The 25,999-nt window shown below is 60.4% G+C and carries 20 protein-coding genes; 11 read left to right on the forward strand and 9 right to left on the reverse strand.

The annotated features are described in order from the left end of the window. Nucleotide 1 precedes the first annotated feature (1 nt). A complete protein-coding gene (gene glcE, locus AC5YUO_RS04550; RefSeq protein ID WP_496154405.1) occupies nt 2-1,216 on the reverse strand; it encodes a glycolate oxidase subunit GlcE in 1,215 nt (404 codons plus the stop codon). A 259-nt stretch (nt 1,217-1,475) separates the two neighbouring features. Next, on the reverse strand, nt 1,476-2,927 hold the full coding sequence (locus AC5YUO_RS04555) for an FAD-linked oxidase C-terminal domain-containing protein (RefSeq protein ID WP_496154406.1): 1,452 nt from the start codon (nt 2,925-2,927) through the stop codon (nt 1,476-1,478). A gap of 93 nt (nt 2,928-3,020) precedes the next feature. Here AC5YUO_RS04555 and AC5YUO_RS04560 point away from each other — a divergent pair, with 93 nt between their 5' ends. Beyond that, the gene (locus tag AC5YUO_RS04560; RefSeq protein WP_496154407.1) at nt 3,021-3,920 is read left to right on the forward strand and encodes a LysR family transcriptional regulator; all 900 of its coding nucleotides are present in this window, start codon (nt 3,021-3,023) and stop codon (nt 3,918-3,920) included. 137 nt (nt 3,921-4,057) lie between these two features. Here AC5YUO_RS04560 and AC5YUO_RS04565 read toward each other — a convergent pair whose 3' ends face one another. Continuing rightward, nucleotides 4,058-5,332: a DUF3422 family protein gene (locus AC5YUO_RS04565; protein ID WP_496154408.1), complete on the reverse strand. Its 1,275-nt coding sequence runs from the start codon at nt 5,330-5,332 to the stop codon at nt 4,058-4,060. A gap of 292 nt (nt 5,333-5,624) precedes the next feature. On the opposite strand from AC5YUO_RS04565, the gene AC5YUO_RS04570 reads away from it, so the two are divergent. The 7 genes from AC5YUO_RS04570 to AC5YUO_RS04600 all read left to right on the forward strand — a co-directional run bounded on the left by AC5YUO_RS04570 (nt 5,625) and on the right by AC5YUO_RS04600 (nt 13,242). Beyond that, entirely contained in the window at nt 5,625-6,398 is a 774-nt protein-coding gene (locus tag AC5YUO_RS04570; RefSeq protein ID WP_496154409.1) for a FadR/GntR family transcriptional regulator, read from the forward strand. A gap of 103 nt (nt 6,399-6,501) precedes the next feature. Further along, nucleotides 6,502-7,848 carry a glycosyltransferase family 4 protein gene (locus tag AC5YUO_RS04575; protein WP_496154410.1) on the forward strand — a complete coding sequence of 449 codons (1,347 nt, stop codon included), beginning with the start codon at nt 6,502-6,504 and terminating at the stop codon, nt 7,846-7,848. Further along, complete coding sequence (locus tag AC5YUO_RS04580; RefSeq protein WP_496154411.1) at nt 7,845-8,591, forward strand: HAD family hydrolase; 747 nt, start codon at nt 7,845-7,847, stop codon at nt 8,589-8,591. The genes AC5YUO_RS04575 and AC5YUO_RS04580 overlap by 4 nt, the downstream gene beginning before the upstream one ends. Nucleotides 8,592-8,887: 296 nt before the next feature. Next, nucleotides 8,888-9,328, forward strand: a complete 441-nt coding sequence (locus AC5YUO_RS04585; protein ID WP_496154412.1) for an NUDIX hydrolase — start codon at nt 8,888-8,890, stop codon at nt 9,326-9,328. Nucleotides 9,329-9,488: 160 nt separating this feature from the next. After that, complete coding sequence (locus tag AC5YUO_RS04590; RefSeq protein WP_496154413.1) at nt 9,489-10,994, forward strand: inorganic phosphate transporter; 1,506 nt, start codon at nt 9,489-9,491, stop codon at nt 10,992-10,994. Nucleotides 10,995-11,012: 18 nt separating this feature from the next. Then, complete coding sequence (locus AC5YUO_RS04595; RefSeq protein WP_496154414.1) at nt 11,013-11,750, forward strand: 16S rRNA (uracil(1498)-N(3))-methyltransferase; 738 nt, start codon at nt 11,013-11,015, stop codon at nt 11,748-11,750. Nucleotides 11,751-11,868: 118 nt separating this feature from the next. Beyond that, complete coding sequence (locus tag AC5YUO_RS04600) at nt 11,869-13,242, forward strand: glutamate--cysteine ligase (RefSeq protein WP_496154415.1); 1,374 nt, start codon at nt 11,869-11,871, stop codon at nt 13,240-13,242. Nucleotides 13,243-13,405: 163 nt separating this feature from the next. Here the strand turns inward: AC5YUO_RS04600 and AC5YUO_RS04605 are convergent, their stop codons facing one another. Beyond that, complete coding sequence (locus tag AC5YUO_RS04605) at nt 13,406-13,699, reverse strand: YjiS-like domain-containing protein (RefSeq protein ID WP_269342114.1); 294 nt, start codon at nt 13,697-13,699, stop codon at nt 13,406-13,408. Nucleotides 13,700-13,901: 202 nt separating this feature from the next. Here AC5YUO_RS04605 and AC5YUO_RS04610 point away from each other — a divergent pair, with 202 nt between their 5' ends. Beyond that, complete coding sequence (locus tag AC5YUO_RS04610; RefSeq protein ID WP_496154416.1) at nt 13,902-14,852, forward strand: LysR substrate-binding domain-containing protein; 951 nt, start codon at nt 13,902-13,904, stop codon at nt 14,850-14,852. Nucleotides 14,853-15,069: 217 nt separating this feature from the next. On the opposite strand, the gene AC5YUO_RS04615 is transcribed toward AC5YUO_RS04610, so the two are convergent. After that, entirely contained in the window at nt 15,070-17,508 is a 2,439-nt protein-coding gene (locus AC5YUO_RS04615) for a DUF1217 domain-containing protein (protein ID WP_496154417.1), read from the reverse strand. A 366-nt stretch (nt 17,509-17,874) separates the two neighbouring features. Here AC5YUO_RS04615 and AC5YUO_RS04620 point away from each other — a divergent pair, with 366 nt between their 5' ends. Next, nucleotides 17,875-18,441, forward strand: a complete 567-nt coding sequence (locus AC5YUO_RS04620) for a DUF6101 family protein (RefSeq protein WP_003503226.1) — start codon at nt 17,875-17,877, stop codon at nt 18,439-18,441. A gap of 77 nt (nt 18,442-18,518) precedes the next feature. On the opposite strand, the gene ubiA is transcribed toward AC5YUO_RS04620, so the two are convergent. From ubiA to AC5YUO_RS04640, 4 genes are all read right to left on the reverse strand, one after another. Then, the gene (ubiA, locus tag AC5YUO_RS04625; RefSeq protein ID WP_496154418.1) at nt 18,519-19,472 is read right to left on the reverse strand and encodes a 4-hydroxybenzoate octaprenyltransferase; all 954 of its coding nucleotides are present in this window, start codon (nt 19,470-19,472) and stop codon (nt 18,519-18,521) included. 218 nt (nt 19,473-19,690) lie between these two features. Further along, nucleotides 19,691-20,491, reverse strand: coding sequence for a MipA/OmpV family protein (locus AC5YUO_RS04630; RefSeq protein ID WP_035219028.1), 801 nt, complete (start codon nt 20,489-20,491; stop codon nt 19,691-19,693). 237 nt (nt 20,492-20,728) lie between these two features. Further along, entirely contained in the window at nt 20,729-21,985 is a 1,257-nt protein-coding gene (locus AC5YUO_RS04635; protein WP_496154419.1) for a cyclopropane fatty acid synthase, read from the reverse strand. Nucleotides 21,986-22,153: 168 nt separating this feature from the next. Next, nucleotides 22,154-24,478 carry a Tex family protein gene (locus AC5YUO_RS04640; protein ID WP_496154420.1) on the reverse strand — a complete coding sequence of 775 codons (2,325 nt, stop codon included), beginning with the start codon at nt 24,476-24,478 and terminating at the stop codon, nt 22,154-22,156. 201 nt (nt 24,479-24,679) lie between these two features. Here AC5YUO_RS04640 and purD point away from each other — a divergent pair, with 201 nt between their 5' ends. Continuing rightward, nucleotides 24,680-25,951, forward strand: coding sequence for a phosphoribosylamine--glycine ligase (gene purD / locus AC5YUO_RS04645; RefSeq protein ID WP_496154421.1), 1,272 nt, complete (start codon nt 24,680-24,682; stop codon nt 25,949-25,951). The last annotated feature ends 48 nt before the right edge of the window (nt 25,952-25,999 follow it).

A 25,999-nucleotide genomic window follows, 5' to 3' on the forward strand; every position in this document is an offset into this window, starting at 1 on the left:
GTCAGACGGCCCTTTCCATCGTTGCGGCCATCTTGCCGGGATTGAAGATGCCCGCCGGATCGAGCTTTTCCTTGATACGCGCCGACAGGACAGCCTCCGCCGCCGGGCGGGGTTCGAAGGCCGCCAGCGTCGCACGCACCGCATCGCTCGCCCTTACCAGCGTTGCGTGGCCTCCGCCGAGCGCGCGGATCGCGCCGCGCAGCAAATCCGCCTCGGGATCGGCCTCCATCTGCATCCAGACAAGGCCGCCCTGCCAGTCGTAAAAGGCATCGATGCCCGCTTCCATGCGCAGCGCCGCGACAAGCTGATGCCCCACCGAAGGCGCGACCGAGGCTTTCCACAGCGGCTTGGCGTCTTGCCCGGCATAGGGCGCGACGTCGCGCACCTGCCGCCATAAAAATCCGCTCTCCCCGCCCTCCAGCAGGGCCCATGGGCCGACCCGATCCATGACCGAGAGAAGTTTCGCCGTGCGGGCCTCCACCGAGGCGGCAAGCCCTTCCAGCCTGAGAATGGTCGCCGGGCCTTCCGGCAATCCGCCATCGATGAAGCGGGACCGCACGCTTTCCGGCAGATGCGCCGCACCGGAAACTTCGACGCTCATGGCCATCGCGGCCGCCATGATGCGCGTCGCCGCCTCGTCATCGAGACCGGATACGACCACGGTTTTTTCCGCTGGCGGGCTCGGCAGCACGCGGAAGGTAACTTCGGTGAGGAAGCCGAGCGTGCCGAAAGACCCGGCCAGGAATTTCGAAAGATCGAGGCCGGTGACATTCTTCATCACCCGGCCACCGGCCCTGATGATCTCTCCGCTGCCATTGACGAAACGGATGCCGAGCAGACTATCGCGCGCCGCACCCGCAACGTAACGGCGCGGGCCGGAAACATTGGCGGCAAAGACGCCACCGATGGTCGGTTCGCCTTCGGTGCCCATGATCGGACGATGGTCCATCGGCTCGAAGGCCATCATCTGCCGGTTTTGCGCAAGGGCGGCCTGGACGGTGGCAAGTGGCGTGCCGGTCTTTACGGTCATGACCATTTCGGCGGGGTTGTAGGCGACGATGCCAGCCATTGCGCGGGAGGAGAGCGTTTCACCTGCCGCCACCGCATTGCCGAAACCGGAGCGGGTGTTGCCGCCGATGATTTTCAGCGGGGTTTTTCGGGTCGCATGGTCGCGGATGATGTCGGCGACCTGGGTTTCTGCGTAGGGGGTCAGCATGGGGTGGTGGGCTCCGGGCATGGGACAGCGACGTTTGCGCAAGAGAGACTGCGCTCAGAGCAAGAGATACCCCCCTCTGCCCTGCCGGGCATCTCCCCCACAGGTGGGGAGATCGACTCGCGGTAAGGTCTCGCCTTTCTTATCGGCCGAGATAGAGCGACGTAGGTGCGTCTTGCCGATCTCCCCACCTGTGGGGGAGATGCCCGGCAGGGCAGAGGGGGGTAAACCGCACCCTCCAAGGCAAATAAGTTAACGTACCTCAATTGCGCCCCTCCAGCGGAAACACCTTGGAAGGGTTCATCAGCCAGCCCTCGTCAAACGCCGCCCGCACCGCCATCTGCTGGGCAAGATCAGCCTCACCATATTGGTGGCGCATCAAATCCCGTTTCTCGATACCGACACCATGCTCACCCGTGAGGCAGCCGCCCGCATCGACGCAGAGCTTCAATATCTCATTGCCCGCCTCTTCGGCGCGGGCCGCATCATCAGGGTCATTGGCGTTGAACAGGATGAGCGGATGCATGTTGCCATCACCGGCATGGAAGACATTGGCGACGCGCAGGCCGAGCCGGTCGGTAATCTCGCTCGTCTTTTTCAACACGTAGGAAAGCTGGGAGAGCGGCACGGTGCCATCCATGCAGATATAATCGGCGATGCGGCCGGTTGCGCCGAAGGCGGATTTGCGGCCTTTCCAGATCGCCGCCGCCTCCATGGCAGACTGGCATTCCTTGACCGTCTTCACGCCATGTTTTCTGGCAATGGTGACGATATCGGCCAGCATGGCGTCCATCTCCGCCTCCGACCCTTCGACCTCGACAATAAGCAGCGCACCGACGTCAAGCGGATAACCCGCCTTGGCGAAGGCCTCGCAAATCTCGATGGCCGGCTTGTCCATGAATTCAATCGCAACCGGGATAATGCCCGCGCCGATGATATCGGCCACACAGGAACCCGCTTCTTCAGAGGTCTCGAAACCGAACAATACGGGCCGCGCACCCTCCGGCTTGGCGATCAGCCGCACGGTTGCTTCCGTCACGATACCGAGCTGGCCTTCCGAGCCGCAGACGAGGGCGAGAAGATCGTAACCGGCGGCATCGAGGTGCTTGCCGCCCAATTCCAGCACCGTGCCATCCACCAGCACCATTTTTACGCCGAGCAGATTATTGGTGGTGACGCCATATTTCAGGCAATGCGCGCCGCCGGAATTCATGCCGATATTGCCGCCGATGGTGCAGGCGAGCTGCGAGCTGGGATCGGGCGCATAAAAGAAACCCTCCGCGCCCGCCGCATCGGAAATGGAAAGGTTGGTGACACCCGCCTGTACCCGCGCCGTGCGATTGTAAAAATCGAGCTCAAGGATCGCGGTCATCTTCGAAAGGCCGATCACCACCGCATCCTCCTGCGGAATGGCCCCGCCGGACAGCGAGGTGCCGGCACCGCGCGGCACGACCGGTATGCCGTAGCGGTGGCAATATTTCATCACCGCGGCCACCTCTTCCGTCGTTTTCGGCAGCGTCACGGCCAGCGGCAGGCGGCGATAGGAGACGAAAGCGTCGGTTTCGAAAGGCACGAGCTCACGCGGCTCGTGCACAAGACAGTCCGCCGGCAGAATATCCTTGAGATCAGCTATGATGCGATCACGATCGGCGACGATCTTCGCGCGCGGCTCCAGAAACTTGATCGGCTGCGTCACCGCCCTTCCCCCATACATATTCCTCCAACTGGTATTCTTTCTTTACCACTTTGAAACGACGCAATCAAATGCTAAGGATTTTTTCCATTCCGGAAACAATCGGGGGCAACTGTGACAAATCTGGGTGATCTGGAAGTCTTCGCGAGCGTTGCGGCTTCCGGCAGCATGTCGCTCGCCGCCAGGGAGCTTGGCTATTCGCCCGCCGTGATTTCCAAGCGCATCAAGCGGCTGGAAGAAAAGCTCGGCGCACGGCTTTTCCAGCGCACGACGCGGCAAATCTCTTTGACCGAAGCGGGTCAGGGATTTTACGAACGGGTGCTGGCCGTACTGGAAGGGCTTGAAGAGGCAGAGGATTTCGTCTCCGGCCGGGCCAATACCGTTAACGGCACGCTGAAGGTTTCCGCACCCACTTCCTTCGGGCGCATGCATATTGCGCCGCATCTCAAGGGGTTCATGGAGCGGCATCCTGATCTCTCGGTCAATCTGGTGCTCAGCGACGAGTTCATCGATATCATCGAGGGCGGTTACGATCTGGCGATCCGCATCGCCGACCTCAATTCCTCCAGCCTCGTGGCCCGCCGGCTGGCTCCTGTGCGCCGCGTGCTCTGCGCTTCGGCTGACTATGTGGCCGCACACGGCATGCCTGCTACAATCGAGGATCTGAAGAAACACCGCTGCCTGCCGGCGCACAATAATGACCTCTGGCGGCTGGAGGGGCCGAGCGGCGCGCTCAGCATCCGGCCGGAAGGCATGCTCATCACCAATTCCAGCGAGGTGATCCGCGAGGCGGTGATATCAGGGCTTGGCATTGCGCTGCGTTCGACATGGGATATCGGCCATGAATTGCGCAGCGGAAAACTGGTGCAGGTGCTGCCCGGTTATGAGGGGTCGCGCAACGTGACGCTGTCGGCGGTTTATCCGAGCCGGCAGTTTTTGCCTGCGAAAGTGAGGCTGTTCATCGATTATCTGGCCGGGCTTTATGGGCCTTCACCCTATTGGGAGCAGGGCTGAAGGAACCGCGGCCTCTCCTCATCCCTGTGCTCGTCACAGGGATCCAGCCAGCCCAAGTCCTTGGGCTGAAAGGAGTCTCTTCGCCGCGCAGACGCGCCTCGGCTGGATTCCTGTGACAAGCACAGGAATGAGGGGGCTCAGTGCCCACCTTCCGCATGAGAGCGGCGGATGCGGCGCACCACCCACCAGACGCCAAGCACCGCGAAGGGTACGGAAATGCCGGTAACCACAGCGGGATCGGCCGGCAGCACGTCATGGCTGATCGCCTTGGTGAGATAACCGATGAGGCCGACGACATAATAGGAGATGGCGGCGACCGAGAGCCCTTCCACCGTCTGCTGCAGGCGAAGCTGCATGGCCGCGCGCTTGTTCATGGTGTTGAGCAATACCGTATTTTGTCGCTCCAGCTCCACGTCGATCCAGCTTCGGACGAGCGCGGTGGCACGATAGAGCTTGCGCGACAGGTTCGCCTGCCGCTCCTCCACCGACTGACAGGTGCGCATGGCCGGCGCCATGCGCCGTTCCAGAAAACTGCCCATGGTCTCATGGCCATGCACCGGGGTTTCCGCGAGCGCCCGAATGCGTTCGCGCACGATGCCGTCATAGGCGCGGCTGGCGCCGAAACGATAAAGGCTGAGCGCGGCATTGGCCTCCAGCTCGGCGGCGAGCCGGGTCATTTCGGCCAGCAGCGCATCGGCCTCGTCGCGCGCCCCGTTTTTCATGCGCTGGGTGATGCCGGTCAGGCCGTCCTCGATGCGGCGAATTTCCGGCGACAGCGTCTGCGCCATCGGCAGGCCGAGCATGGCAAGCGTGCGGTAGGTTTCGATATCCAGCAGCCGCTGCACCAGGGCGCCACGGCTGTAATCGCTCAGGCCCCGGTCGATCACCAATATCTGCGTCAGCCCGTCGCGATCCTGACGGAAATCGGTGAGGATCGCCGCCTGTCCGTCACGCAGGTCGCTGTGACAGAGGCTGGTCGGCTCAAACATCGCTTCCGCCTGGGAGGTGACACCGTTTTCCGGGCGGATTTCCAGACGCACGCCCGAGATCAACGAACCGGGCGGCGAAAAGCCATCGCCGAAAGGATCGCCGGCAATTTCGCCGCCGAATTTCTCCGGCGCGGGACCATCCCAGAACCAGGTGGAAAATTCCGTGTGCCGCTCCCAGCGCAGCGTCCCCTGCCCCCAGGGCATGGCGTGGTGGCGGGCATCACGCTCCGGCGGCGCGACCCCGCGGCCGCGCGACATTTCCGCGATGACCGAATGGTGCACGGCCGAGCCGCCATCCATCATGAAGGCAAGCTGGACGATGATACGCGACGGAGCAAGCAGCACGGTCGGCCGCGCATGCACCTCGCCCAGAGCCAGCGACCTTTCCGGCGCGCTTGCGAATGCAAATCTACCCTTGGCCATTGCGATACCGTCCCCGCTTTTGTCGCCGGATTTCTAAAACATCGATTGCAATGAAAACACCGCAATCGACGCCGATGTAATTGTTTTGATCCACCTGGCAGAAAAATCCACCATCATCACCCTGTCCGAGTGCTGCTTTAACAAAAGCCAGTTTCAAAAGGCAGATGCCGTGTTGCCGCAGGCATGACGCAGCCAGGCGGAGAACTGGACAGAATATTTGACCAGTGCGACGCTTCACTGGTACTTTGCCTGACATCAAATATGGGGCGGCATTTCGCCGGAGACTTCTGGGATGGACGAAACGCTCTTCGCGCGCATCGAGCATAGCCGCACATCGCAGGAGGTGATCTTACGTTTCGAGGAACTGATCCTCGACGGCATATTGCGGGATGGCGACCGGCTGCCCGGCGAGCGCGAACTGGCGCAGCGCCTCGATGTTTCGCGGCCGATCCTTCGGGAAGCGCTGAAAGAACTGGAAAACCGGGGGCTTCTCACCAGCCGGCATGGCGGCGGTACCTATGTGGCAGATATTGTCGGCCCGGTCTTTTCCAACCCTTTGAGCGCGCTGATCACCCGCCACAGCCGGGCGACGCGGGATTTCCTCGAATATCGCCGTTATATCGAAGGCATGACCGCCGAACTTGCCGCCGAGCGCGCAACGGAACCGGACAGGCGCAACCTTGCCGCCATCGTCGACAGAATGCGTGAAGCGCATGAGGCCGGCCGCTTCGATGAGGAGCTTGCGGGCGACGTGGAATTCCACAACGCCATTGGCGAGGCGGCGCATAATATCGTGCTGATGCATACGCTACGATCCTGCTACCGGCTCCTGAGCGACGACATCTTCTATAACCGTCACCTCATCTTCACCATCGCGGGCGCCCATGACGAGGTGTTACGGCAGCACATCGCCATCCATGACGCCATCGCCGCCGGCAATCCGGCAGCGGCAAGGGCGGCGGCGGAAGCCCATATCGACTTCATCGTGGAGACGACATCGAGAGCACATCAGGCGCGCGAATGGGATCGGATTTCCCGCCTGCGACAGCAGCAGCGCGGCAGCTGAAAACGCCATCCGGCGAAATGCGCCATCCATTTTATTGCGGTTTTGATGGAACCTTTTGTGCTCTTTGGTCTTTTTATCGGGTTAATTGGAAAAATTTACCAAGATGGGACCCATGACAACCACGAGCGAAACTGAACGCTATCCGCGGATAGCTCTCATATCGACGCATGGCTATGTCGCCGCGCACCCGCCACTGGGCGCTGCCGATACCGGGGGACAGGTGGTTTATGTGCTTGAGCTTGCACGCAAACTCGGCCAGCTCGGTTATACCGTCGATCTTTATACCCGCCGCTTCGAAGACCAGCCGGAATTCGACGAGGTTGACGAGCGCGTCCGCGTGGTGCGCATTCCCTGCGGCGGGCGCGATTTCATTCCCAAGGAATATCTGCACCGGCACCTGATGGAATGGTGCGAAAACGCGCTGCGTTTCATCAAGAAAAACGACCTGAATTATTCTTTCATCAACAGCCATTACTGGGATGCCGGTGTGGCCGGACAGCGGCTCTCCGAAGCGCTGAAAATCCCGCATCTGCACACCCCGCATTCGCTCGGCATCTGGAAGAAGCGCCAGATGGAGACCGACTATCCGGAAAAAGCCGATACGTTCGAGCTGGAATTCAACTTCAGGGAACGCATCCAGCACGAGCTGATCATCTATCGCAGCTGCGACATGGTGATCGCCACAACACCGGTGCAGCTCGACGTGCTGATCGAGGATTACGGACTGAAGCGCAAACATATCCACATGATCCCGCCCGGATATGACGACAATCGCTTTTTCCCCGTTTCGGATGCGACGCGGCAGATGATCCGGCAGCGTTTCGGCTTCGAGGGCAAGACGGTGCTGGCGCTCGGTCGGCTTGCGACCAACAAGGGCTACGATCTGCTGATCGACGGCTTTTCGGTTCTTGCAGAACGCGAGCCGGAAGCCCGCCTGCATCTGGCCGTCGGCGGCGAGAATATGGACGAGCAGGAGACGACCATTCTCAACCAGCTGAAGGAGCGGGTGAAATCGCTCGGCCTGGAAGACAAGGTGGCTTTCTCCGGTTATGTCGCGGACGAGGACCTGCCGGATATCTATCGCGCTGCCGATCTTTTCGTGCTTTCCAGCCGCTATGAGCCCTTCGGCATGACTGCCATCGAGGCGATGGCGAGCGGCACGCCGACCGTCGTCACCATCCATGGCGGGCTGTTCCGCGCCGTCAGCTATGGGCGACATGCGCTTTTCGCCGATCCTTTCGACAAGGAAGATCTCGGCATCACCATGATGAAGCCGTTCAAGCATGAGCGGCTTTACGGACGGCTTTCCCGCATGGGAGCGCATAAGGCGCGCAGCCTGTTCACATGGACGGGCATTGCCCAGCAGCTTCTTGCCCTCGTGGAAGGCAGGACCATGATGCCGGTTCTCGAAGAGGCCGACTGGGCCGAACCATGGAACGACGGCGATTGAAACCGCTTCGTCTTCTTTCCACCGATCTCGACGGGACCGTCGTTGGCGATGACGACGCCACGCGGCGGTTCCGCGACTTCTGGCATTCGCTGCCGGAGGATGTTCGCCCGGTTCTGGTCTTCAACAGCGGCCGGTTGATCGACGATCAGCTTGCCCTTCTGGGCGAGGTGCCGCTGCCGCAGCCGGACTACATCATCGGCGGCGTCGGCACCATGCTGCATGCGAAAAAACGCCGCGAGCTGGAAAACGCCTATACACAGTCCCTCGGCACCGGTTTCGACCCGCGGAAGATTGCCGATGTCATGACCGGCATTGCGGGCGTGACGATGCAGGAGGAGCGTTACCAGCATGGCCTGAAATCGAGCTGGTTCCTGCATGACGCCGATGCCGCCGCGCTCGGCGAGATTGAAAGCGCGCTTCTGGCGGCCGATATAGACGCCCGCATCGTTTATTCCAGCGATCGCGACCTCGACATATTGCCCAAGGCCGCCGACAAGGGCGCGGCACTTGCATGGTTATGTGGACAATTGCGCATCGGCCTCGACGAATCAGTGGTGTCAGGCGATACTGGCAATGATCGGGCGATGTTTGAGTTGAAGACCATTCGCGGTGTGATCGTGGGCAATGCCCTGCCTGAGCTTGTCTCGCTGGCACACCAGGACAATCGCTTTTTTCACTCGGCCGCGAAAGAAGCTGACGGTGTGATCGAGGGCCTCCGGCACTGGGGGCTGAACCCCGATTAAAGCAGTACCAGCCATAATTCATAGCGGGTTTGCATTCCGAATGGCTTGAAGGCAGGCAGAGCACGCGTTACCGCATCGACTGTCCGGCCCGGGACCCCCCCGGTCGAAACTTTGTCCGCAAATCGACCACATCCCTCTGCCCAAAAGCTTCATCAGCATGAAGACAGTAGTGGGTTATGGATGAAGGGGGATTGGCGGAATTTGCAGTGTCTCTATATTAGCAATTATCACTACCCGGCGAAGAGGATTTATTCGGATTGAAGATTTTGAATCGATTGGCGACAGATGTTGGCTTGATGTTGCGCAGACCGCCGCGACAGCAATATGCAGCGCTGTGCTATCGATTGTCCAAGAGCAATCCGGAGCCGGAAGTGCTGCTGCTGACCAGCCGCGATACCGGACGATGGGTCATTCCCAAGGGCTGGCCGATGGCCAACAAGAAGGCCCATGCGGTGGCCGAACAGGAAGCCTATGAAGAAGCCGGTGTCAAAGGCACGGTGGAAAAGGCGCCTTTCGGATATTACGAATATGAGAAAAAACTGAACAGCGGCATCAATGTGCCCTGCAAGGTTCAGGTGCACCTGCTCGAAGTTTCGGAAATGCGGGACAGCTTTCCGGAAAAAGACTCGCGACGGCTGGAATGGGTCAGCCCCAGGGAAGCCGGAAAACGCGTCAACGAGCCGGAACTGAAGGCTCTTATGCTCGCTTTCGACAAGCGGATGGCGCATTCGAAATAGCGCCATCGCCCGAAGAGTGGCATTGTGGAGTTTGGTCTCCGACATGGCTCTTATCGTCTTTTCTTTTGCGAAGATGTACGCGATGTAACAGTCTTTCTGTAAATTGCCTTCAACCTGCGACGCTGCCGGACGAAAGGGAATGCTGGCAAACGAGGTGTGAATGGCAACGAAGCCGCCATCGAACATGAAGCCGACGCTCGACAAGGATCTCGACAAGATTACCCGTGTCGAAGAAGCGACGCTGCACGTCACGCAGCAGCTTGCCGGCCTTGGCGCGGGGTTCATGTTCGTTGTGTTCGCGGCCGTCTTCGCCGGCGCTTTCGCCATCGGCACCGCGGGCGCCGTCATCATCATCGCGGCTGTTGCCATCGGCGCCTATATGGCCATCAATATCGGCGCAAACGACGTGACGAACAATGTCGGCCCCGCGGTCGGCGCCAAGGCGATGCCGCTTGCCGTCGCGCTCATCGTCGCCGCTGTCTGCGAGATCGCGGGCGCGCTGATCACCGGCGGCAATGTCGTCGAGACCATTTCAAGCGGCATCATCAACGTTGAGACCATTCCCGACAGGACTGCATTTTCCTGGGCAATGCTCTCGGCGCTTCTTGCCGCCGGCCTTCTCGTCAATATCTCGACTTGGACCAGAGCGCCGATTTCCACCACCCACACGGTGGTTGGCGGGGTTGCCGGCGCGGGCATGGCCGCCTATGGCGCCAAAGCGGTGGAGTGGCTGTCGCTCGGCAGCATCGCGTTTGCCTGGGTGCTGGCGCCCTTCATCAGTGCCGCCTTCGCCATCGCCATCCTTGCTTTCATCAAGGAATTCATCATCTATCGCGACGACAAGATCGATGCGGCGCGACGGTGGGTTCCGGTTCTCATCGGCCTGATGGCAGGCGTGTTCATGGCCTATCTCATCTGGGTCGGATTGCGCCAGCTCATGCATGTCTCTCTGGGCCATGCCAGTGTCATAGGGCTGGTGACGGGCCTCGTCGCCTGGCGGCTCTGCGTGCCGATCATCCGCAAACAGTCGGAGGGACTGGAAAACCGCAACCAGTCGCTCCGGATACTGTTCCAGTGGCCGCTGGTTCTCGCCGCCGGCCTGATGTCCTTTGCCCACGGGGCAAATGACGTATCGAACGCCATCGGTCCTGTCGTCGCCATCGTGCGGGCCCTGCACGACGAGGCGGTCCAGACATCCGCACGCGCGCCGCTCTGGGTGATGCTGGTCGGCGCTTTCGGGCTGTCCTGCGGTATTCTTCTTTATGGCCCACGCCTTATCCGCCTCGTCGGCGAACAGATCACCAAACTCAATCCGATGCGCGCCTTCTGCGTCTCCGTGGCAACGGCGCTGACCGTTCTCGTCGCTTCACGCTTCGGTCTGCCGGTCAGTACCACCCACACGGCGATCGGCGCGGTGTTCGGCGTCGGCTTCTTCCGCGAATGGTACACACAGGCGTCTCGGCGGCGGCAGGAACTCGTCCAGTCGGGCACGGGCGAACCCCGCCGCGCGCATAGATATCTGGACAATCCTTCCGAGGTGCGCCGCCGTTATCTTGTCCGGCGCTCGCATTTCATGACGATCATCGCCGCCTGGGTTGTCACCGTTCCCGCAAGCGCAACACTTGCGGCGCTGCTCTACTGGCTCCTGTCCTTCCTTTTCCTCTGACGCTGAAACCGAAATCCCATGCGCGCAAATTTCCGGATGCAACGCCTGTTCATCGAAGCCCCCCTCGCCGAGGGCGTGGCGCAGGAGGCGACGGCCGAACAGTTCAACTATCTGGCCAATGTGCTGCGCATGACGGACGGCGCGGAAATCCTGCTGTTCAACGGCCGCGACGGCGAATGGAAAGCGAAACTCGCCTTCCCGAGCCGCAAGAAGATCGTCCTCGTTCCGCTCGAACAGACGCGGCCGCAGCCGGAGGCGGCGAACCTGCATTATCTCTTCGCCCCGCTGAAAGTCGGGCGCATGGATTATCTGGTGCAGAAGGCGGTGGAAATGGGTGCCGGCCGGCTGCAGCCGGTGATGACGCAGCATGTTCAGGGCAAGATCCACAATACAGAAAAATTGCGCGCCAATGCCATCGAGGCCGCCGAACAATGCGGCATTCTGTCTCTGCCCGAGGTGGCGGAACCGGTGAAACTGAAAGAGATGCTGGAGACCTGGCCGGATGACCGTCGCATCATCTATTGCGACGAAGGCGATGCGGGCCAAAATCCGCTGCCGATCCTGCAGGCCGTCAAGGAACGCAAGATCGCCCTGCTGGTCGGCCCGGAAGGCGGTTTTTCCGAGGAGGAACGGGAGTTGCTGCGCAGCCTTGCCTTCGTCACCCCCATTCCGCTCGGGCCGCGTATATTGCGGGCCGATACGGCCGCCGTCGCCGCGCTCGCCGTCATCCAGGCGGCAATTGGCGACTGGAATTGAGGGGCACCGTTGCGCTTCATGCATCTTTAAAAGAAATTCATTTGCCACCGGATGCGATCCGGCCCTATCTGCCAATCATATGCCTCGCCGCAACAGAGACGTCATAACAAGGTAAGCCATGGCACGCGACACGACCGACCAGACACCCCTCTCCTCCGTCACGGAGCTTACCGACTATCTGGCGGGCGGTTGCAGGGCTGAAGCGGATTTCCGCATCGGCACCGAACATGAGAAATTCGCCTTTTTCCGCGAGGATAACAGCCCGGTTCCCTATTTCGGCGAGGCCAGCATTTCAGCGCTCCTGAAGGGCATGCAGGAAAAGCTCGGCTGGGAGCCGATCATGGACGGTGAAAACATCATCGGCCTTGGCGAACAGCACGGCATGGGCGCCATCTCCATCGAGCCGGGCGGCCAGTTTGAACTGTCGGGCGCGCCGCTCGAAAACCTGCACCAGACCTGCAAGGAATCCAACCAGCATCTGGCGACCCTGCGCGACGTGGCCGAGCCGATGGGCATCCGTTTCCTTGGCATTGGCGGCAGCCCGCTCTGGAGCTATGACGAGACGCCGCGCATGCCGAAATCGCGCTACGCGATCATGACGCGCTATATGCCGAAGGTCGGGACCAAGGGTCTCGACATGATGTACCGGACCTGCACCATCCAGGTTAACCTCGACTTCTCCTCCGAAGCCGACATGCGCCAGAAGATGCGCGTTTCCATGAAGCTGCAATCGCTGGCGACGGCGCTCTTCGCCTCTTCGCCCTTCACCGAGGGCAAGCCGAACGGTCTCCTCTCCTGGCGCGGCGATATCTGGCGCGATACCGACAATCGCCGCTCCGGTGTGCTGCCCTTCACCTTCAACGACGATTTCGGCTTCAAGGATTATGTCGAATGGGCGCTCGACGTGCCGATGTATTTCATCGTGCGCGACGGCAAATATCATGATTGCACCCATGTCACCTTCCGCCAGTTCATGAACGGCGCGCTGAAAGGCGAAATCGCCGCGTGGGAACCGACCATGGGCGACTGGACAAATCATCTCTCCACCCTCTTCCCCGATGTGCGCCTGAAGCGTTTCCTCGAAATGCGCGGCGCCGATGGCGGCCCCTGGAGGCGCATCTGCGCCCTGCCCGCCTTCTGGGTCGGCCTTCTCTATAATCAGGAGGCCCTCGACGCTGCCGATGCGCTGACCGCCGATTGGAGCTTCGATGAGGTGATCGCGCTTCGCAACGCCGTGCCGGCCAAGGGGCTCAATGCCGAGATCGCCGGCAAGCCGCTTCTCGGCATCACCCGCGAGGTTCTCGATATTTCCCGCACCGGCCTGAAAAACCGCAAGCGGCTGAATGGCGAAGGCCAGGACGAAACCGTGTTCCTGTCCTCGCTGGACGAGGTTCTGGCCAAGAAGACCACGCTCGCCGAAGACCTGCTCGCGCTTTATAACGGCCGCTGGGGCGGCTCGGTCCTGCCGGTGTTCGAGGAATATCAATATTGAGGCATTGCCAGTAAGTCGGGTGACGCCGGGCCATAAAAAAGCCCGGCGCGGCCGAGGGGCCTGACACCGGGCAAAGGCAGGGCTATTGGCAAATCACCCTGCGGGGAAAACCTTGCGGCTGGAAGCCACGTCCGGCAGCTGGAGGTCTGCCGGAGGCGGAATTTCAAAGCGTCTTGAAGCGCGTGACCGCACGTTTGCGCGCGGCCCGGGTAAGGTGAGCCGTCGGATCTTCCAACAGGCCGGTATTGAGAGCATCGCTGACATCCGACCGCACCAGACCGATATCGGCAAGAAGGCGGTCATCAAGTTCCGTGAGACCATTGGCCACGATACGATTGTAGATGCGCTGCACGAACGTTTTAACGCCGGAAACACCGAGGACAGCGGCGCGACGCCAGGCGTCCCCCGGCCGTGCGGTTGCGAGTTCCAGTTCCATTCTCCGTTCTGCCGTGCGCATGATACATATCCTTTCGTAACGGCACGATGCGGCACCGCCCCCGACGCACCACGCGCGAGAAGCTGCCTTGGGTTGGGGGCCGGACGTCTCGTCGGCCCAGGTTGATACTGATTTGCTTGGTGTCAAAATGTCGCAAGACTATTGATCAGTCCAACGAATGTTTCTAATGTAAGACATCAATCATTCTGATGGATGACCATCCATGTCCGCACCTCTCGACATAGACCAGCTGCATACCTTCATCGCCATCGTCGATACGGGCAGCTTCACCAAGGCCGCAGACCGCGTTTTCAAGACGCAATCCGCCGTATCCATGCAGATGCGGCGGCTGGAAGAACGCATTGGCAAACAGCTTTTCGCCAAGGATGGGCGCGGCAACCGCCTGACGGCGGAGGGCGAAAAACTGATGAATTACGCCCGGCGCATCATCCGCCTCAATAACGAGGCGATCGCCGCCTTCGACGACAACCGGCTGGAGGGCATGCTGCGCATCGGCACGCCCGACGACTATGCCGACCGTTATATGCCCGAGATTATCGGGCGTTTCGCCAAGACCCATCCAAATGTCGAGCTTTATATCGTCTGCGAACCTTCGGTCAGCCTTGCTGAAAAGATGGCGCGGGGCGAGCTGGATATCGCGCTCGTCACCCATAATCCCCGTGCCCGCTCCTCGGATGTGGTGCGCACCGAACCGCTCTGCTGGGTCGCCTCCGCCAATCATCCGCTGAAGGACGATGCGCCCGTACCGCTCGCCGTCGGGCGGCGCGATTGCCACTGGCGTCAGCTCGCCTGTTCGGCGCTCGATGCCGATGGGCGGGACTATCAGGTTCTGTTCACTAGCTGGTCTTCCACCGTCGTTGCCGCCGCCGTGCTGGCGGGCATGGCCGTCTCGGTGCTGCCGGAATCGGCGCTGCGCACCGGCATGAAGGTTCTGAGCGCCGCGGACGGCTTCCCGCCCCTGCCGCCGGTGCAGATCGGGCTGATGAAGCGCCCCGGCCTCTCCCCCTCGCTGGTAAACGCCATTACCGACCACATCACCGCCTGCCTCGACAATATCTCACCGATGAGCGTTGCCGACGAGATGGACAGCGACGTGAAGACCTACCCCAAGATGCCGCGCCTGCGCGCCGGACACATGCTGCCGGGGTGGTAGGCGGATAATACAAAGTCATCGGACGGATGATGATGAGGCCCAAAAGCCTCTTGTCCGGCATGCCCGGGCCTGTCCCGAGCATCTGCAACGCATCGATTTCAAGATGCGTGATTGGGTCCTCGGGACAGGCCCGAGGATGATGTTGCTTATGTGGGAGGCGTCGCCACAAGCCGAAACCGGGTAAACCCGCTCCTGTCGCCCGTCCGCGAGCCCGCGCCTAGCGCGCCCGCAGCGTGGCAACCGCCAGCAGCGTATCGGCGCTGATGCCCACCGAACCGCTGCCATTGAAGAGCGTCATGATCGGATCGGTGGTATTCTGCTGATTGTCGTACATGATGGTGAAACGGGCGACCAGCTTCTTGACCTTTTCCGGGTCCTGAAAATCCTGGATGTCGAAATATTTCTTCATCATCGTCACCTGCGTATCGACCTCGGCATTGGCGAGTTCGTCCGGAATCCCAAAGGTGGTGTTGATGAAGCTCTGTATCGCCGTGTCGGCGAGGATTGAATAATAGGACGTCGTTCCAGCCGCCATGCGCTGGAAATAAAGCGCCAGGCGCACGCCGGCATTTTCTTCGCCCGCCTGCGTTTCCAGCGTCTGGGTGAGGTAATTGTCCAACGTCTCGTAAAGGCCGCGCCGCGTCTGGATCAGGCTGCGGTCCTCGTGAAGAATCGTGCCGTCAGTATTGAAATTGAAGGCGGTGACAAGGCGGCGGAAAACCGGATCCATCTCCTTGTTGACGTAGCTGTCCTTGTCATCGAGCTTCGACGTGAAGACCTTTTCGAGCTGTTCCTTCGTCACGCTTTCGGGGTCGATGCCAAGCGATTCCATCGCGAATTTCGTCAGGCGATCATTGCTCAGGAATTCCTTGAGCGTCTTGATCTTCTGCATTTCGGCCGTGAAATATTCCGATTCCTTTTTGGCCGCATCCTTGTCGCTCTCCGTACCGAAAGCCGATTTCTTCTTGATGTAGTCGGCCGACATGGTCTGCATCTCGATTTCCGACTGCGCCAGAACCGGTGTTCCCACGCTGCCATCGGAGGTGAAGTTGAACAGCTCCGCCAGTTTGACATAACGCTCGTCTTTCAGCGTGTAGACGAAGCTCTTCTTATCCTGCAGATCGCTGGTCAGGACCTTGCGGATATCGGCAGCGTTGACCTTGGACGGATCGAGGCCTACGGCCTTCAGCGCATAGGTATAGACCGCGCTGCTGTCGATGAAATCCTTGACGGATGTGACGCTCGCTATATCGTTCTTGAACAGCTTGAGCGCCTTCTCGTCGGCGGCATCGTCCTTGTCGTTATAATAGGTCATATAACCGCTGGTGGTGGTCGCGGTCTGCGCCGTCGTCTGGGGTGTCGTGCCGTCTGCCAGCGTTCCGTCGGTCTGGAAATTGAAGGCATTTCTCAAGGCGAGATAACGCTTGTCGTTCTTGCCGACGGTCGCGATGTAGTTGCTCGGATCGCTCAGATCGCTGGTCAGGATATTCTGGATCGTTGCCGTGACGACTGTGAGGTCGTTCAGGTCGAATGCGGTCCTGATATAATTGAGAAGCCGGGTATCCGAGGTCAGTTCGGTTACGGTCTTGATCGAACCGATCTTCGATTCGAAATAATCCCGGTTCAGTGTGGCGACAGTCGGCGTCACGCGCGGTGCGCTGCCGATATAGGAATCCGTCAAAGCCTTGAGATTATCCGCCGTCTGCGCCTGGCCGGCGGTCACCGTGCCGTCATTCTTGAACTCGAAGGCGGTCGCGAGCTGCGCCATCTTGTTATATTGCGTGACGGTGCTGGTGAGCGTTGTCTGCTCGGCCTTGATGGCGGCGAGCTTCGCTTCCCACTCATCCTGCGGCGGCAAGACGGCCTCGAGCTGGGTCAGCTGGTCCTGGCGTGTAACCTTTTCCGCCTCCAGCGCCGTGCGCTCCTCGTTCGTCAGACCCGTGCCCGCAAGTTCGGTGTCGATTGCCGCAATCCGGGTGGTGACCTGCGCGTGCAGTTCGATATTGCCCTTCATTGTCAGTTTTTCGACCGCGGCACTATAGGCCGCGCCGTATTTCTGGTTGATGTAGCTGTCGGGATCGTTGATGTCGCTCGTCATCAATCCCTTGATATGGGCATAGGAATAGGTCTTCTCATCGATGCCGAAGACCTGAAAGATATAGGCGCGGGTGCGGTCGTTGCGCAGCAGCTGGTCGACATTGGTCACCGTGCCGACAATTGCCTTGTAATAACGGGTCTCCTCGGCAAGGCTGTTATCGAGATCGGTTATCGACGTATCGTAAAGCCCGATCATCTTGTCGAGCTGGGCATCCGTCTGGACGGTTTTCGTTGACGAGCTGAAATTGAAGGCGGCGGCGAACTCACGATACCGCTCATCGGTCAGCTTGTTGGCAAAGCTGTTCTCGTCGTTCAGATCGCTGTCGAGCACCTTTTTCATGAAGGCCTTGGCATAGGTCATCTCACCCAGACCGAAGGCATCCATGGCATAGGAATAGAGTTGGTAGTTATCAAGGAACTCATCGACGCTTTTCACATTGCCGATGTTTTCCTTGTAATATGTCGTCTGCCGCTCGATGAGCCCCTGCTGCGACACGCGCGACAGGCTTGCCTTCATGTCGCGGTTGATGAGGTCGTAGCTAAGATAAGTCGATACCATCCGAATGCCCCCTGGAGCGCCGCGATCCCCTTCGGGACGCCAAAAGCTCCGGTTTTGAATCCACCCCTCGCACACCCATCCGGGCGCACGGCAAGCCTTGGCATGACTATGCATGACGCGCCTTGCCCGTAGCTTGAAAGAGCACAATTTCGGAGGGATAAAAACCGCATTGTCCCGATCTCTTTTACCTAAGCGAAACCATGCCACAGTGGGTTTTGCTAACCATTTGGGAATGCAAAGTTTTCTTAACCGCGATTTTTAAGCAGTCTCGAACATGCGGCGGATATTCTCCTGACATCAGAGGACGAAAAGTCCCGATGAGAAGACCGGAAACCGGCTCTCAGGTAAAACAAGGGTAGAATAAACATGACCAAGACCGTTCTGAAGCCCGACTGGGCCGTCGCCACACTCAGGTTAGACCCGGCACGTTTTCCGCAACAGGTCACCTATGGAAAAGGCAATGGCGCGACCGATGTCGCCGTCACTCTCGATGAACGGGGCGCCGTTCTGAGAAAGGTTCTTTCCTCTTCCGGCCTGCCTCTGTCCTTCGCTTTGCCAGCCCGCGCCTTCAAGGGCGTCGCCGCCCGCGCCATCGACCATGGCGACGGACAGGTGACGGTGACGCTGGAGCTGCACCATGACGATCCGGATCTCTGCGTTCCGCTTCTGGTCGCCCACGATCTCTGCGATATCGCCGCCGACTGGCGCAGCTGGTCGGAAGCCTATCGTATTCCCATGCTGATGGTGGAAGCCGATGGCGTCGCCCGTCCGCTGGAAGAACATCTCGGCAAGGTGCGCACCCAGAATACCCGCCCGCGCCGCCGTCATTCCTATTTCGCGGAGCGCCGCCCGCGCTTCCTCGTTCGCCGCTCCACCGGTTCGCTGGGCATGAGCATGAAGATCGAGGGCAAGGAAATCATCGCCCGCAGCTGATAATCTTCAGCCAGACAAATCAAAAAGCCCGGCGCGGATGACGCGACCGGGCTTTTTCCATTCCCTGTTTTTATGGCTTACGCCAGCAAGAGCGGCAGGATGAGGCCTGCGAAAATCAGCACGCCGACGCGGTTGTTGGATTTGAACAGCACGAGGCACTGATCGACGTCATCGATATCGAGCACCCAGACCTGCCGGAACAGCATAAGGGCCGCAGCGGCAAGGCCGCTATAGGCAATGACGTTAACACCCGCGATCCACATCGACAGGAAAATCATGGCAAGGGCTGTGCCATAAAGGAAAACCAGCCAGCGATGTGTGTTCTCACCAAACAGCAGCGCGGTCGAACCGATGCCAACCGCCGTGTCGTCTTCCTTGTCCTGATGGGCGTAGATTGTATCATAACCGATCGTCCAGGCGATGGAGCCGACATAAAGCAGGACAGCCGGCCAGGCGATCGATCCGAACTGCCCGGCCCAGCCCATCAGCGCACCCCAGGAAAAGGCAAGGCCGAGGAAAAATTGCGGCCAGTTGGTGAAGCGCTTGGCGAAGGGATAGATCGCCACGAAGATCAGCGAGAATATGCCGGTGGCGATTGCGAAACCGTTGAACTGCAGGAGCACGACAAGCCCCGCAAGCGCCTGCAAGACGATGAAGAGCTTGGCCTGCGAACGGCTCACCCGGCCGGAAGGCAGGGGCCGCGAACGGGTGCGCGCCACGGCCATGTCGATCTTGTGGTCGGCCAGATCATTATAGGTGCAGCCCGCGCCGCGCATCGCCACCGATCCGATGAAGAACAGCGCCAGATGCCAGATCAGCGTCGCCCAGGAAAAGCCGCCGCTCGCCGCGGCAACATTTGCCGCAAGGGCTGCGGACCAGAAACATGGCCACATCAGCAATTGCCAGCCGATGGGGCGATCCCACCGGGCCAGCTGCGCATAGGGCCAGAGGGGCCTCGGCAAAATCCGATAGACCCAGTTATTGGATGGCGCGTCGGAGACGCGATCTGATAAATCGCTGTGGTGAACCATGCGGATGTTCTACAGCATCGGCGGGAAAATCGGAATGGCTTTCAAATTGTGCGGATGCGCGGCATTTGACGATTTGTCCTCGGGCGACCGGGAAAGCGCCTTACCTCTCCACTGTCATCCTCGGGCTTGACCCGAGGATGACACCGAATATTCGGATAGAAAAAACCCGCAGCATTCTGCTGCGGGTTTTCAATCTCCAAACAGCGAGTTCATCTACCTCAGGGCAGCGAGAAATTGAACTTGTAGCTCGCCTGAACGCCGATGATGAACTGGTTCTTCGAGCCGCGTTCGCGCACCAGCGAACTGTCGGCGGCGTCACCGGTCAGACGGCGATATTCCGCAAACGACCCGACTTCGGCGTTTTCGGTGACTTTCCAGGTGATGGCGGCACCAATGCCGGCGGAATGCAGGCCGCCGCCCGGGCTATAGGGCGATGGCGCGCCGGCGGCCGTCTGGGCGGCACTTACACCGTAATAACGCTCATTATATTTGCTGCTCACCCATGTGGCGCGTGGGCCGGCGGAAATCTGGATGCCGGGGGCGATATCGGTGAAGGCATCGACGGCGACATCGCCGACCACGCCGCTATGGCTGCGGATGCCCTGACGGACTTCACCGCGAACGCGCAGCCAGTCGGTCGGATAGGCCTCGGCGAAACCGCCGAGCTCACCGCCGCGCTTGATGCGGGTCATGCCCTTCAGATCGGAAGAGTCGCCCTCGTCGCGCGGGGATACCAGCTTGCCGGCAAGACCCATGCTGATCGGGCCATTATCCAGAAGCGAGATCGAGGCGCTGTCGTTGCGCGAGGTGAAACGCGCGCCCTGCCCCTGACGGCCGAGCGAAATGATGGGCGAAAAGCCGAATTCATTCTTGTTGTCGCCCTGATATTTCGGTGCGGTGAACCCCGCTCCGCCGAGCTTCAGATACCAGTCGCCGGAAAACCAGCCTTCGGCATGGGCGTTGCCCACGGCAAAAAGCGACAGGACACAGGCGGCGACTGCCGCTGATGGCTTGAACATGAAAAGAACCCCAGAAACGCAATACAGACAGGTGCCCGTAGAATTAGAGGGATTGTCTTTCCATTCCATTAACCAGCGCGGGCAGAAACGTACAGCGCTCCCCTGCCGTCATACCGGCCTTGAGCCGGTATCCAGCCGACGCGCGTCTGCGCGGCTATAAGAGTTCTTTCAGCCCAAGGACTTGGGCTGGCTGGATACCGGCTCAAGGCCGGTATGACGGCAGGAAATGTTCCCGCCTCAGAACGTCACCTTCTCCAGCGGCGCGCGCGTCTTTTCGAATTCCAGCAGCTTCGCCTCGTTGCGGGCGATATAGTCGCGGTCATGCGGCACGGCATCGCGGTCCTTGGCGAGCTGGATCTGGAAAATATGGAAGTTTTCGTGGGTGAAGGCCATTTCCGACCCCGCCAGATAGAACTCCCACATGCGGAAAAAACGTTCGTCATAAAGTGCGACCGCTTCCGCCTTTCGCGCCACAAAACGTTCCCGCCAGTGCCTGAGTGTATGCGCATAATGCATGGGCAGGATTTCGATATCTTTTACCAGCAGCCCGGACTTCTGGATCGCTGGCAGCACCTCGGCAAGCGAGGGGATATAGCCGCCGGGGAAAATATATTTTTCGATGAAGGGATTGGTCGCCAGCGCCGGATAGGGCTGGCCGATGGAATGCAGCACCATCACACCCTTGTCGTCCAGCACCTCCGCCACCTTGTCGAAATAATCGCGATAATGCGTCGGCCCGACATGTTCGAACATGCCGACCGAAACGATGCGGTCATATTTCTTCGAGGCCGGCAGGTAACGGTAATCCTGCAATTCGAAGCGGACATTGCCGGCAATACCACGTTTCGCCGCGCGGTCGCGCGAGACGCGGAGCTGTTCTTCACTGAGCGTGATGCCGGTCACGTCGGCACCGGCGCTTTCGGCAATATACATCGCCATGCCGCCCCAACCGGAGCCGATTTCCAGCACGCTCTGGCCCGGCTCGGTCATCAGCTTGGCGGCAATGTGCCGTTTTTTCGCAACCTGCGCCTCATAAAGGCTGATGCCTGGCGGATTGAAATAGGCGCAGGAATATTGCCAGTCCTCATCGAGGAAGAGATCGAACAGCTTGGCGCTCAGATCGTAATGATGAGCGACGTTGCTCTTGTTGTGATTGACCGGCAGATGCATCTTGATGCGGGCGGCAATGATACGCGCCATGCCGCGCCAGATCATGCCGAAGGACAGCGCCTCGCTCAGCGTATTGCCTTTCACCAGTGCGAGAAAATCGTAGATGTCGCCTTCCGCGACCTTCGCCCGGCCTTCCATATACATTTCAGCCAGCTTCAGCGCCGGGTCGGCGGCGATCTCCTGCATGGCGGCTTCGTCGGTGAAGTCCAGAACCACCTTTTTTCCCGCGCCGTTGCCGAATGTACGGCTGCCGCCCGGGCTGTTGACGGTGAGATCACCGGTCTTGATTATCTTTTCGAGAAGAACATGCAGAGACGACGCCATGGCACCCCCAATTGCTAAGTCTCACTTATCAATTTCGCTGACCGTATTCCTTTCGGCACAAGTTGCAAGATAGTCTTATTTCAAAAAAATTGAACGATTTCATCAAGGAAAAAGCCCCGCCGGGGTGTGCGGCGAGGCTTTTTGGTAAAAAATCATTTCAACCGCAGGTCAGCGTCGCTTCATGGCTTCAGCCAGAGCGGCGGCAAGCGCACCACCGGTTTGCGACCCCTCGTTGCGCTCTTTCGGTTTTGACGTCGCGTGCCGCATGGCGCTGGCATTGCCCTTCTCGCGCATCGGCTGCGGCGCTGCCTCGCCGCCATCCTTGCGCATGGTGAGACCGATACGCTTGCGCTTCACATCCACTTCCACGACCCGCACCTTGACGACATCGCCCGCCTTGACGACCTCATGCGGGTCTTTCACGAAACGGTCGGCGAGCTGCGAGACATGCACCAGACCATCCTGATGCACGCCGATATCCACGAAAGCGCCGAAGGCGGCGACATTGGTGACGGTGCCTTCCAAAAGCATGCCCGGTTTAAGATCGGTGATCTCGTCCACGCCCTCGGCAAAGGTCGCGGTCTTGAAGCTCGGGCGTGGGTCGCGGCCGGGTTTTTCCAGTTCGGCGATGATGTCCTTCACGGTCGGCAGGCCGAATTGCTCGTCGATGAAGCGCTTGGGATCGAGCGCCTTCAGCGCGGCGCTGTCACCCATCAGCGAACGCAGATCACGGCCGCAGGCGGCGACGATCTTTTTCGCCACGCCATAGGCTTCCGGGTGAACCGAGGAAGCATCCAGCGGCTCCTTGCCGTTCGGGATGCGCAGGAAGCCCGCACATTGTTCGAAGGTGCGCTGGCCAAGGCGCGGCACCTTCAGCAGTTCCTTGCGGCTGGCGAAGGGGCCGGTCTGGTCGCGATGGGCGACGATGGCATCGGCAATCGAGCTGCCAAGACCGGACACCCGCGCCAGAAGCGGTGACGAGGCCGTGTTGAGATCGACGCCGACGGCATTCACCGCATCTTCCACCACGGCATCGAGCGAGCGGCTGAGGCGGCCCTGATCGACATCGTGCTGATATTGCCCGACGCCGATGGATTTCGGCTCGATCTTCACCAGTTCCGCCAGCGGATCCTGAAGTCGCCGGGCGATGGAAACGGCGCCGCGCAGCGAGACATCGAGATTGGGGAACTCGGCGGCCGCCCGTTCGGAGGCGGAATAGACCGATGCCCCCGCTTCCGAGACGATGACCTTGGTGGGTTTTGCGCCGGAAGCCGAAGCCGGCAACTGCGCCAGAAGATCGGCGACCAGCTTTTCCGTCTCGCGGCTGCCCGTGCCGTTGCCGATGGCGATCAGCTCGACATTGTGCTTGCGGATAAGCAAAGCAAGTTCCGCCTGCGTGCCGCGCACATCGTTCTTCGGCGGGAAGGGATAGACCGTGCTGGTTTCCAGCAGCTTGCCGGTGCCATCCACGACAGCCACCTTGACGCCGGTGCGGATGCCCGGATCGAGCCCCATGGTGGCGCGGGAGCCGGCGGGGGCGGCCAGCAGCAGATCTTTCAGATTGCGGGCGAAAACATGGATCGCTTCTTCTTCCGCGCGCTCGCGCAATTCGCGCATCAGATCGAGCGAGAGCGACATGGAAAGCTTCACCCGCCACGTCCAGCCAGCGACCTCCATCAGCCATTGATCGGCGGGACCTGCATTGCGGATATCGAAGGCGGCGGCGATGGTGCGCTGCGCCGGCTTGACCGGTGAGGGATCATCCGCATCGACATCGATCGTCAGCGTCAGAATTTCCTCGTTCCAGCCGCGCAGCATGGCGAGTGCCCGGTGGCCGGGCACCGTCGCCCAGCGCTCGAAATGATCGAAATAGTCGGAGAATTTCTCGCCCGCCGCCTGCTTGCCGTCCACCACTTTGGCGCGGAAGGTGGCGTTCTGGCGCATGTAGTCACGCAGGCGGCCGAGCAGATCGGCATTTTCCGTCATGGTTTCCGCCACGATGTCGCGCGCGCCCTCGAGTGCAGCCTTCACATCGGCCACCTCGCCCTGAACATAAGCCTCCGCCAGTTTCGCCGGATCGGCGGCGCGGTTCTCCCATATGGCTTCGGCGAGCGGGCCGAGACCGCGTTCGCGGGCGATTTCGGCACGGGTGCGGCGCTTCGGCTTATAGGGCAGATAGAGGTCTTCCAGCTCCGCCTTGGTGCCAGCCTGCATGATCTTGACCATCAGCTCATCGCTCATCTTGCCCTGACCGGTGATGGTCTCGACGATGGAGGCGCGGCGCGCATTGAGTTCACGCAGATAGACAAGCCGTTCCGAAAGCGTGCGAAGCTGGGTGTCATCAAGTCCTCCCGTCACCTCCTTGCGGTAACGGGCGATGAAGGGAACGGTCGCGCCCTCGTCCAGCAGCGCCACCGCCGCCTTCACCTGATCGGGCCGGGCGTTGATTTCGGAGGCTATGAGCGAGGCGAGGCGGGCATTGTCTGCGGTCATGAGGTTCTCTGCTGTCATGTCTGGAGCGGCGAACATAATGTCTGATTGTGGCGTGACAACAAGAGGCGTCAACGATTCCACAGGAAAGGCTGACTTCAAGGGAAAGACGGGCATTGGCGGCGCTTTCTCCTTGACCTTTCGGCCCCCTGCCCTTAACGCCCCTGACACAAGGTTACTGGCGAATTTGCAGGGGTATTGACCATGAAAGTTCTGTTGATCGGTTCCGGCGGACGCGAACATGCGCTGGCGTGGAAAATCGCCCAGTCTCCCTTGCTCGATGAGCTTTATGCCGCCCCCGGCAATCCCGGCATCGCCGACCATGCGACACTGGTGGCGCTTGATGTGGAAGACCACGCGGCCGTCATCGCCTTTGCGAAGGAAAAGACAATCGACTTCGTCGTCGTCGGCCCGGAAGCGCCGCTGGTTGCAGGCCTTGCAGACGATCTGCGCGCCGCCGGCATCGCCACTTTCGGACCCTCGAAAGCCGCCGCCCAGCTTGAGGGCTCCAAGGGTTTCACCAAGGATCTCTGCGCCCGTTACAACATTCCGACCGGAGCTTACCAGCGCTTCAAGACCGCCGAACCCGCCAAGGACTATGTTCGCGCACAGGGCGCGCCGATCGTCATCAAGGCGGACGGCCTTGCCGCCGGCAAGGGCGTGACCGTGGCAATGACGGAAGCGGAAGCGTTTGCCGCGATTGACGACTGTTTCGACGGCGCTTTTGGCGCGGCCGGCGCTGAGGTGGTGGTGGAGGCCTTCCTCGACGGTGAGGAGGCGAGCTTCTTCTGCCTTTCCGATGGCAAGACCGCGCTGGCGCTTGCCACCGCGCAGGATCACAAGCGTGTGGGCGATGGCGATACCGGCCCGAATACCGGCGGCATGGGCGCCTATTCACCCGCTCCTGTGATGACTTCGGCCATGGTGGAACGCACCATGAAGGAGATCATCGAGCCGACGATCTCAGGCATGGCCAAGGATGGCAACCCCTTCTCCGGCGTGTTCTTCGCCGGGCTGATGATCACCGCCAAGGGTCCGGAACTGATCGAATATAACGTCCGCTTCGGCGATCCCGAATGTCAGGTGCTGATGATGCGCCTGAAGAGCGATCTTTTGCCGATCCTCTACGCCACCGCCACCGGCACGCTGGACAAGGTTGAGGCGGAATGGCGCGATGATGCGGCGCTGACCGTCGTTCTCGCCTCCAGGGGGTATCCCAGCGCCTACGACAAGAACACGCCGATCGCGCATATTCCCGAGGCGAGCGAAGAGGCGAAGGTCTTCCATGCCGGCACCGCGATGAAGGACGGCAGGCTGGTGGCGACGGGCGGACGTGTTCTGAACGTCACCGCCCTTGGAAAGACCGTGACGGAAGCGCAGGCCAGCGCCTATGCGCTGGTGGACAAGGTGGAATGGGAAAACGGCTTCTGCCGCCGCGATATTGGCTGGCAGGCCGTCGCGCGCGAAAAGGCCTGATCCTTGAGGCAAGCGGGGTCGGATGCGAATATTTCGTTTAATTTTTAC

Source organism: Agrobacterium sp. LEGMi-208b, assembly GCF_059511785.1.

Coding starts and splice junctions, on each gene's coding strand:
- AC5YUO_RS04565 (WP_496154408.1), bottom strand. CDS start 5,332: ATGGCCAAGGGTAGATTTGCATTCGCAAGCGCGCCGGAAAGGTCGCTG.
- AC5YUO_RS04590 (WP_496154413.1), top strand. CDS start 9,489: ATGGCAACGAAGCCGCCATCGAACATGAAGCCGACGCTCGACAAGGAT.
- purD (WP_496154421.1), top strand. CDS start 24,680: ATGAAAGTTCTGTTGATCGGTTCCGGCGGACGCGAACATGCGCTGGCG.
- AC5YUO_RS04605 (WP_269342114.1), bottom strand. CDS start 13,699: ATGCGCACGGCAGAACGGAGAATGGAACTGGAACTCGCAACCGCACGG.
- AC5YUO_RS04630 (WP_035219028.1), bottom strand. CDS start 20,491: ATGTTCAAGCCATCAGCGGCAGTCGCCGCCTGTGTCCTGTCGCTTTTT.
- AC5YUO_RS04595 (WP_496154414.1), top strand. CDS start 11,013: ATGCGCGCAAATTTCCGGATGCAACGCCTGTTCATCGAAGCCCCCCTC.
- AC5YUO_RS04585 (WP_496154412.1), top strand. CDS start 8,888: ATGTTGCGCAGACCGCCGCGACAGCAATATGCAGCGCTGTGCTATCGA.
- AC5YUO_RS04640 (WP_496154420.1), bottom strand. CDS start 24,478: ATGACCGCAGACAATGCCCGCCTCGCCTCGCTCATAGCCTCCGAAATC.
- AC5YUO_RS04610 (WP_496154416.1), top strand. CDS start 13,902: ATGTCCGCACCTCTCGACATAGACCAGCTGCATACCTTCATCGCCATC.
- AC5YUO_RS04635 (WP_496154419.1), bottom strand. CDS start 21,985: ATGGCGTCGTCTCTGCATGTTCTTCTCGAAAAGATAATCAAGACCGGT.
- glcE (WP_496154405.1), bottom strand. CDS start 1,216: ATGCTGACCCCCTACGCAGAAACCCAGGTCGCCGACATCATCCGCGAC.
- AC5YUO_RS04555 (WP_496154406.1), bottom strand. CDS start 2,927: ATGTATGGGGGAAGGGCGGTGACGCAGCCGATCAAGTTTCTGGAGCCG.
- AC5YUO_RS04600 (WP_496154415.1), top strand. CDS start 11,869: ATGGCACGCGACACGACCGACCAGACACCCCTCTCCTCCGTCACGGAG.
- AC5YUO_RS04615 (WP_496154417.1), bottom strand. CDS start 17,508: ATGGTATCGACTTATCTTAGCTACGACCTCATCAACCGCGACATGAAG.
- AC5YUO_RS04575 (WP_496154410.1), top strand. CDS start 6,502: ATGGGACCCATGACAACCACGAGCGAAACTGAACGCTATCCGCGGATA.
- ubiA (WP_496154418.1), bottom strand. CDS start 19,472: ATGGTTCACCACAGCGATTTATCAGATCGCGTCTCCGACGCGCCATCC.
- AC5YUO_RS04570 (WP_496154409.1), top strand. CDS start 5,625: ATGGACGAAACGCTCTTCGCGCGCATCGAGCATAGCCGCACATCGCAG.
- AC5YUO_RS04620 (WP_003503226.1), top strand. CDS start 17,875: ATGACCAAGACCGTTCTGAAGCCCGACTGGGCCGTCGCCACACTCAGG.